6 protein-coding genes are annotated in these 6,832 nt (G+C 59.0%); all 6 read left to right on the top strand.

All coding sequences use genetic code 11. The features are described from left to right. On the top strand, positions 1 to 2,016 hold a 2,016-nt coding region (locus VGL70_11295), incomplete at its 5' end, for a type III restriction endonuclease subunit R (GenBank protein ID HEY3304107.1). Positions 2,017 to 2,341: 325 nt separating this feature from the next. After that, on the top strand, positions 2,342 to 2,599 hold the full coding sequence (locus VGL70_11290; protein HEY3304106.1) for a hypothetical protein: 258 nt from the start codon (positions 2,342 to 2,344) through the stop codon (positions 2,597 to 2,599). Beyond that, positions 2,600 to 3,334 carry an ABC transporter substrate-binding protein gene (locus VGL70_11285; protein HEY3304105.1) on the top strand — a complete coding sequence of 245 codons (735 nt, stop codon included), beginning with the start codon at positions 2,600 to 2,602 and terminating at the stop codon, positions 3,332 to 3,334. Between the two features lie 89 nt (positions 3,335 to 3,423). Beyond that, positions 3,424 to 4,512 carry a zinc-binding dehydrogenase gene (locus tag VGL70_11280; GenBank protein HEY3304104.1) on the top strand — a complete coding sequence of 363 codons (1,089 nt, stop codon included), beginning with the start codon at positions 3,424 to 3,426 and terminating at the stop codon, positions 4,510 to 4,512. 20 nt (positions 4,513 to 4,532) lie between these two features. After that, the gene (locus VGL70_11275; GenBank protein HEY3304103.1) at positions 4,533 to 6,107 is read left to right on the top strand and encodes a hypothetical protein; all 1,575 of its coding nucleotides are present in this window, start codon (positions 4,533 to 4,535) and stop codon (positions 6,105 to 6,107) included. Between the two features lie 87 nt (positions 6,108 to 6,194). Then, positions 6,195 to 6,832 (top strand): amidohydrolase family protein (locus VGL70_11270; GenBank protein HEY3304102.1); only part of this gene is annotated, 638 nt, incomplete at its 3' end.

Below are 6,832 nucleotides of genomic sequence, written 5' to 3'. Positions count from 1 at the left end.
CTGACGGCGACGCCATACGTGGAAATCAAGGGAACGCAGGTCGATTTTAGAAACATCATTTACTATTACCGCCTGGCCAACGCGATGGCGGATGGCTTCGTTAAAGAGCCGGCCGTGGTCACACGTAAGAATTTCAATCCTCGGGGAATGTCGCCCGAGGAAATTGAGCGGCTAAAACTGGAGGACGGGGTCCGCCTGCACGAAATGGTAAAGGTAGAGCTGGAGACCTACGCGCGTGAGAACGACAAGGCGATCGTGAAGCCCTTTCTCCTCGTAATAGCCCGCGACACGTCTCATGCCGGACAATTGCTCCAATTGATTCAGTCGCAGAGCTTTTTCGAAGGACGCTACAGAGACAAAGTCATCCAGGTGGACTCGAGCAAGACGGGCGCCGAGGAAGAGGCGATGATCGAGCGCCTGCTGAAGGTCGAACAGGCCGAAGAGCCTACGGAGATCGTTATACACGTCAACATGCTCAAAGAAGGATGGGACGTTACCAACCTGTATACGATTGTTCCGCTGCGGGCGGCCAACGCCAAGACTTTGATCGAGCAATCCATTGGACGTGGTTTGCGGTTGCCGTATGGGCGACGTACCGGCGTTGTGGCCGTCGATCGGTTAAATATCGTGGCGCACGATCGGTTTCAGGAAATCATCGACGAAGCCAACAAACCCGACTCCGTCGTCCGTCTGCAAACGGTTGAACTGGCCGCCGACCAAGTCGGCTATAAAACCGTCACTTACGTGTCGCAACCAACAATAGCAACCAGGCTAGGGCTCCGGCCGGAGCAAGCAACGAATAGCACCATCATAGGCGGCGTTAACGAAACGCCGCTCTTCACCGATCCCGAAGAGCAGAAGGTTGCGCGGCTGGTCTATCAGGCGGTGCGTAAATTAGAGACGCAACCGCAGATAGTACCGTCGTTGGCTTATCTTCGAAAGGCGGAAATCCAGTCACTGATCGTCAAGGAGGTGGAGGAACAGTATCAGCCGAGCCAATTGGAGTTGGAGGGTGTGACGCGGAAGCCAAATATTTTGGCAATCGTGGCGAAGACTACCACGGAATTGTCGGAGCGCATGATCGCAATCCCTCGTATCCAGCTAATTCCCAAAAGCAAGGTGCAGTCAGGGTTCAAGTCGTTTCAGTTGAAGCTAGATACGTTAAACTACCCAGCCGTTTCCGATGAACTGTGGGCCCGGCATTTACGAACGAATCAAATAGATATTCTGACTCTGGGAGCAGGGGGCGTCAACGAAGAGCGCCTGGAAGATTTTGTTGTCAGCGGTTTAGTGGATTTCGACGATATCTCCTACGACGAGCACGCGGACCTGCTCTACGACCTGGCGGCCCAGACCGTACGACATTTTCGGACGTATCTCTCGGAAGAAGAAACTCGGAAGGTCCTGCGCTGTCATCAACGCGACATCGCACGGTTTATTCATGCTCAGATGCAAGACCACTTCTGGGAAGACAAAGCTGACTACGAAACAAAGGTCAGCGCAGGCTTCACTGAACTCAAACGGCGATCATATACACAAGTGGCCGGAGAGCCACCGCTTGATTTTCATCAGCCGCCGCCAGATTTGAGCCATATTGACCGATGCCTGTTCGATGGTTTCAGGCGATGTCTCTACACCGAGGAGAAGTTCCAATCCGACACCGAGCGTCGCCTAGCATTGATTCTTGATCGTGACTCGCTCAGGTGGTTCAAGCCTGCAAGGGATCAATTTCAGATCTATTACCGCGATGGTGCCGAGCAACCGTCGTATCAGCCTGACTTCGTCGCCGAAAATGCGGAAGCGACTTACATGTTGGAATCCAAAGCCAGGAATCAAATGAACGATCGTGTTGTACTGGCAAAGAAGGATGCGGCGGTTCGATGGTGCGCGCTTGCCAGCAACCACAACCAACAAAACGGCGGCAAGGCATGGAAGTACGCGCTGATTCCACACGACGCGATCGCTGAGAACATGACACTAGCGGGGCTGGTGAGTCAGTTCGGAACTAATGCCTAAAAAGTCGGCCTAATCGGGCTCATGATCGGTGATCGTGATCGGGGTCGGCCTGACTGTTGACTTATTGTGGTGAACGCTCCGCTGAAATCCGGCAGAGTTCCGGGGCGGGAAAGACTGCGTCCCGCAGATTTTCCAGAAGCCTTCTGGGAAATTGCCGACCGTCAGGAAGTCGTTTCTGTCTATAAGACTTACACCTCCGATTCCAACGCCAACACGCTCGCCCGTCCAGGCCGGACCTCATCTAAGTTGACAGCTTCAGCCGTCATCGGCTAGGCTCCGCCCGGAAGCGAAAGATGCCGACCCATAGCTAAAGAAAGGCGGAATTATGAAACACAAGTTCACTCTGTTGACCTTGCTCTCGCTTTTAGCGTTTCCGCTGCTTCCGAGCCTGCTCCCGGCTGCGCAGATGAACGTTGTGTGGACGAGCGAAGTGGGACTGTTCGCGCCGCTCTGGGTTACGAAGGAAGCAAAGCTTTTCGAGAAGTACGGCAACCAGGCGCAGCTTATCTTCATCCAGGGGGCCAGCTCCGCGGCCGCCGCGCTGATTTCGGGCGACGCGCAGGTGGGAGCTTTCTCGCCGTAGGTGGTCGTGACCAGCAGCATGCAGGGACTCGATCTCGTCATGATCGCCCGCTTGGGAAACTCGATGGATAACCGCATCTTCGGCCGCAAGGGGATCACCAACATCAAGCAGATCAAGAGTCTCGCCATCAGCCGCTTCGCCAGCAACGCCGATTTCGCCGGCCGCTATTTGGTCGAACGGGCGGGCCTCAAGCCGGACACCGATGTCGCTTTCTTGCAGTTCGGCAACCAATCGAACCGGATCGCCGCCATCGAAACCGGAAGGGCCGACGCGGCGATACTTACGCCGCCCCTGACGCTGCAGGCGCGAAAAATGGGATTCCCACTTTTGATCGATGCGGCCAAGCTCGAGATCCCCTATTCCAGTCTTTTCATGGTAACGCGTAGATCGAATCTCAGCAAAAATCGCGACGACCTCCGCAACTATCTCCGCGCCCTGATCGAGGGCGTTCACTATTATCTCGCCAATAAAGAGTACAGCCTGAAGGTGCTGGCTAAGTATATGAAGGTCGGCGACCGCGACGTCCTCGAAGAAAACTTCCGCGAGTACGACTTTCCATTGAAGCCGTATCCGGCCAAGGAATATTTCGCGCTGCCGATTCAGGAAGTCGGCAGAAAAGACCCGAAGGTACTGAAAGAGCCGCCGGAGCGCTTTGCGGACTCGAGTCTGGTCAAGGAACTGGACGAGAGCGGCTTCATCGACAAGCTGACGAAAGAATACGGACTGAAAAAATAAACCCCTGGAGTAATGGAGTCATGGAGTAATGCAAAATTCCGAGCCCAACAGTCCAATACTCCACCACTCCATTATTCCAAGAGCTTTTTATGGCTGAAACATCTCGCGGCGTGACATTGCTGGCGCCGGACAAAATCGAAATCCGCGAATACCCCGTTCCCCACATCCCGCCGGACGGCGGGTTGATCGCCGTGGAGCGGGCCGGAGTCTGCGGCTCGGACGTCAAATATTTTCACGGCAGGATCGAGCTGCCGCTGCCGATCATTCTCGGCCATGAAATTCTCGGCCGCGTCGCCAAGCTCGGCCGCGCGGCGGCTTCGATCCACGGCCTCAAGGAAGGCGACCGCATTATTCTCAAGGGCGCGCTGGGCTGCGGCCGGTGCGCCGATTGCCGGCGCGGCGCGGGACGCTTTTGCAAGAAGCGCACGAACTACGGCGGCAGGACGACCTCGGCCAAGCCGCCGCATCTCTTCGGCGGCTTCGCCGATTACGTTTATCTCGCGCCCGACGTGCTGGCGACGCGCGTGAGCGACGATCTTTTGCCGGAAGCCGCGGTGCTCGTCGGCGCCGTGATGGCGAACGGCTTTCAGTGGACCGTGCGCCACGGCGGCGTCAAGATGGGCGATTACGTTCTTATCCAGGGACCCGGCCAGCAGGGGCTCGCCTGCGCCTTCGCCGCGCGCCAGGCCGGCGCGGCGCGGATCATGATCACGGGAATCGGCAGAGACGCCGCGCGCCTTCAGCTCGCCGAGCGCTTCGGCGCGCATCGGACAATCAACGTCGAGAAAGAAAACGTCGTCGAGGTCGTGCGCGCCGAAACCGGCGGCGCGATGGCCGACGTGGTCGTGGACGTGTCGGGAAATCCGAAGGCGATCCAAACTTCGGTCGAGTGCGTCCGGCGGCAAGGCACGATGGTCCTCGCGGGCCTCACCGGAGACGGTACGGTTACTCCCATGATGATGGACAAAATCGTCTGGAGCGAGATCCGGCTCCAAGGCGCGTTCACCGCCGACAACGACGCCGTCGAGGCGACCATGCGGCTCCTCGAAGCGACGAAATTCCCGGTTCAAGAAATGGTCAGCCACGTTTTTACCCTCGAAGAGACCGAGCGCTGCATACGCGCCGTGGGCGGCGAGATCCCCGAACTTTATCCCACCAAGGCGCTGATCCGACCTTAGCGCCGGCTTTCAACTCACCGATGCAGGGCCGTTCCTTAACCGACTATTACCGGCGGATCAGCCAGACCTGCGAGTTCGTTCTTTCTCTGCCGGAATTCTTCAAGCGGCGGGTCGGCGTGCCGCGCGCCGAAGAGGAGATCAAACGAGCGCTGGCCCATAGAGAGGAAAATTTTCTCGCGCTGGCTCGCGAGAGGATCTACTGGCAGCCGACGAGCCCATACCTCAAGCTGCTTAAAAACGCGGGCTGCGACTATTCCGACATCGAAGCCCACGTGCGCCGGCATGGACTGGAAGCAACCTTGGAGCGGCTGGCTGGCGAAGGCGTCTACCTCACTTCCGAGGAGTTCAAGGGTAAGCAAGACGTCGCGCGCGGCAAGATATCCTTTCGCGTCTCTCCGGCCGATTTTGCCACGCCCGCCTTGTCGCCGGGGTTCACCACGCAGAGCAGCGGCACGAGAAATCGACCCGTGCCGACGTTCGTATCGCTCGCCTGGCTCGCCGAGCGCGCGCTCGTGACCTGCCTATTCTTTCACGCTCACGGTCTCTTTTCCCGCTCGCACGCCATGTACGACGGCATCCTGCCGGGCGCAGGCGGAGTGAACAATTTGCTGATTTACAACAAGCTCGGCGTGGCCGCGGAGCGTTGGTTCGCGCGCGTCGTGCCGGGCTCCAGAAATCTCCACCATTACCTGACCACGTATCTCATTGTGCTCACGGGCAAGCTCGCCGGGCCGGGCTTTCCCCGGCCCGAATTCATAGCGATTCGTGATGTTCGGCGCATCGTTCAGTGGATTGTGACCCGCATGCGCGAGGGGCGGGGGTGCTGCGTGACGGCGGCGGCGAGCAACGCCACCCGGGTCGCCCGCGCCGCATGGGACATGGGCGCCTCGCTGGAAGGAACCAAGTTTATTTGCAGCGGCGAGCCGCTCACCGATGCCAAACGCGAGATCATCGAGCGCGTCGGCGCACGGGGGGCCGGCCGCTACGCCTACGGCGGCAGCGTGAATATCGGGTTTGGCTGCGCCAATCCCGCCGCCACCGACGAGATCCACGTCAACGAGTACCTGCTCGCGCTCATTTCCCACGGGCGCTTTCCATCCGAAGCCGTCCGGCCGCTCCTCTGCACGACGCTCCATCCCAGCGCCCCGAGGCTGCTTCTGAACGTGGAGAGCGGCGATTACGGAGTCCTCCATCGCAGAGACTGCGGCTGCGCGTTGGAGAAAGCAGGGCTTACTTTGCACCTCCACCGCATCCGCAGCTTCGAGAAATTTACCAGCGAAGGAACCAATTATAACTACACGGATCTTTATGAGTTGGTGGAAAGAACTTTGCCCGGTGAATTCGGCGGCGGTCCCGGAGACTATCAGCTCCGGGAGGAGGAAGACGAGAACGGCCAGACGAGGATCACCATCGTCGTCCATCCGGATATCGGCGCGGTGGATGAGGGGAAGCTCGTTGCCGTTCTCCGGCACGCCCTGGGGAAAAACGCCTGGCACTCCGTATTGTGGCACGATGCCGGGACCATGAACGTCAGGCGCGAAATCCCGCACGCCAGTCCCCGAGGAAAAATCCTCCCGCTTCACATCCTCCGTTAGCCGCGAGCCCGGCCGCCGGTCAGCCTTGACAGCTCTTGCCTGCACCAAATAGATTAAATCGAGTTCGCCGGTCAGGAGGTAATGGCCATGCAACCATCTTATCCCGTCATCGACGCGGACGCTCACGTCGTCGAGTCCGCCCGCACCTGGGACTACATGGACCCGTCCGAAAAACAGTACCGGCCCGTGCCGCTGGAGGCGCCCGAAGAGGCCGGGGTGAAGCTTCAGTTCTGGCTCATCGACGGCAAGGTGAGAGGGTTTCGCTTTCCCGTCCTTTCCCCGGCCGAGCGGGAGAAGCGCGAGCAGCTTGCCGGCCGCAAGTTCGCCGACGCCGAGGACGCGCGCGAGATGGCGAACATCGAATTGCGCCTCGAGCACATGGACCGCACCGGCATCGACGTCCAGGTGCTGCACAACACCATGTTCATCGAACAAGCCACGGACCGGCCCGAAGTCGAAGTGGCTCTGTGCAAAAGCTGGAACCGTTGGGTCGCCGATATCTGGCGGAAGGGCAAGGGACGACTTCGCTGGTCGTGCATGGCGCCGACGCTCAGCTTGACCGACGCGCTCGACCAGATCCGCTTCGCCAGGGAAAACGGCGCCTGCGCCGTGTTGATGCGTCCGGTCGAAGGCAACCGCCTGATCATCGACCCGTACTTTTATCCGATCTACGACGAGGCCGTCCGGCTCGACATGGCGATCGCCATCCACATCGCCAACGGCAA

The sequence above is a fragment of the Candidatus Binatia bacterium genome (assembly GCA_036504975.1).
Classification (GTDB): domain Bacteria; phylum Desulfobacterota; class Binatia; order UBA9968; family UBA9968; genus JAJPJQ01.
The sequence above is the reverse complement of the archived record's forward strand: the minus strand, read 5'-3'. Positions and strand labels throughout refer to the sequence as shown.

Excerpts from the sequence above, each read along its gene's own strand:
- VGL70_11280 (HEY3304104.1), top strand. The coding sequence starts at position 3,424 with ATGGCTGAAACATCTCGCGGCGTGACATTGCTGGCGCCGGACAAAATC.
- VGL70_11275 (HEY3304103.1), top strand. The coding sequence starts at position 4,533 with ATGCAGGGCCGTTCCTTAACCGACTATTACCGGCGGATCAGCCAGACC.
- VGL70_11290 (HEY3304106.1), top strand. The coding sequence starts at position 2,342 with ATGAAACACAAGTTCACTCTGTTGACCTTGCTCTCGCTTTTAGCGTTT.